Below are 1,393 nucleotides of genomic sequence, written 5' to 3' on the forward strand. Positions count from 1 at the left end.
AGCGAGAGCTGGCGGTCCAGCTCCTTGACCGCGGCCGGCTCGGCGCTCACGTCGAGCAGCGCGTAGATGCCCTCGGGCTGCTTGTTGATCTCGTACGAGAGGCGGCGCTTGCCCCAGACGTCGACCTTCTCCACGTTGCCGCCGGACGTGCGGATCACGTTGAGAAAGGTGTCCAGAGTCGGAGCGACGGTGCGCTCATCGAGACTGGGGTCCAGGATGACCATCACTTCGTAATGACGCATGGAGACCACTCACCTCCTGTGGACTGGCGCGGCCACGGTCTTTCCGTGGCAGGAGGGCCTGTTGCGTCAGCAACCCAGAGAGGGTAACAGCCGGGGTCCGGTCGGCCGAAATCGCGTCAGGCGACGGCCACTCGGCGTAGCACCCAGGTGCGCACCAGAGCCGCGGTGACGCCGGCCAGCAGAAGCACCGCGATCAGCACCGGGGCGGCCACGCCGCCACCCGAGCCGGAGCCCGGCAGCGCCTGCGCGCGACCGGCGGTCTGCACGCCGTCGGCCGACGAGGTGACGCTGCTGAGGCTGCCGACCTGCGGGGCGTAGCCGGAGACGTTGCCGCCGTAGAGCACGCCGGGCGACGGCGCGAAGTCGCCGGGCACCGCGAACGGCAGGTTGGTGTACGAGAACAGCGGGACCCGGCCGTAGTCGTAGCCCGAGCCGGTGAACTGGTAGAGGTCGACGCCGCCGTTGGTCACGCCGCCGGAGGTGGGGAAGTTCACGCCGCCGCCCGAGCCGGAGCCGCCCGTGGAGCCGCCGCCGGTCGAACCGCCGGTGCCCCCGGTCCCGCCCGTCGAGCCGCCGCCACCCGTGTGCCACCGCCCGTGCCGCCGCCGGTGGACCCGCCGCCGGAGCCGCCGCCGAGCGCGCCGGTGCCGGTCTGGATCGGCGCGGCGGCCGTGTTCACGCCCTGCCGACGACGCCGCAGCCGGCGGTCAGCGCCTGCTGCACGCCGCCGACCAGCAGCCCGAGGACCGGGCCGAGCAGCGGGATGTTCTTGAGCTGGGCGACTACCTGGTTGGCGATGGTGCCGCCGCTGATGACGCCGCTGCCGGTGGGCAACGCGCCGATCGGGATCGGCGGCAGCGCGGTGAAGGCCTTCTGGAACGGCTGGGCCAGCGGCGGGCCGAGCAGCGGGATGGCGCTGAGCACGCTGGTCACGGGCTGCACGACCGCGCTCGGGCTCAGCGACACCGGCTGACCGGGCTCGCCCTGCACGGTGGTGGCGCAGCTGCCGATGACGATGGGCGCCGGGTTCGGCCGTCGCGGCGAAGCCGAGGGAGCTGGTGGCGAGCATGAGCGCCGCCGCCGTCGCCAGCGTGCCGATTCGCCCTCGCATGCCCACCCCGTCCAGCCGGTGACCCGTCGGTAACTTTCAA

At 72.9% G+C, this 1,393-nt stretch carries 2 protein-coding genes and 1 pseudogene; all 3 read right to left on the bottom strand.

From position 1 onward, the window contains the following. The coding region (gene rpsF / locus KUTG_RS26765; RefSeq protein ID WP_043730734.1) for a 30S ribosomal protein S6 at window positions 1-242 on the bottom strand (242 nt) is incomplete at its 3' end. A gap of 116 nt (window positions 243-358) precedes the next feature. Further along, window positions 359-736 carry a hypothetical protein gene (locus tag KUTG_RS26770; protein WP_052395449.1) on the bottom strand — a complete coding sequence of 126 codons (378 nt, stop codon included), beginning with the start codon at window positions 734-736 and terminating at the stop codon, window positions 359-361. A 181-nt stretch (window positions 737-917) separates the two neighbouring features. Next, a pseudogene (locus KUTG_RS26780) lies at window positions 918-1,393 on the bottom strand (hypothetical protein); the annotation flags it as partial.

The organism is Kutzneria sp. 744, from assembly GCF_000568255.1.
Classification (GTDB): domain Bacteria; phylum Actinomycetota; class Actinomycetes; order Mycobacteriales; family Pseudonocardiaceae; genus Kutzneria.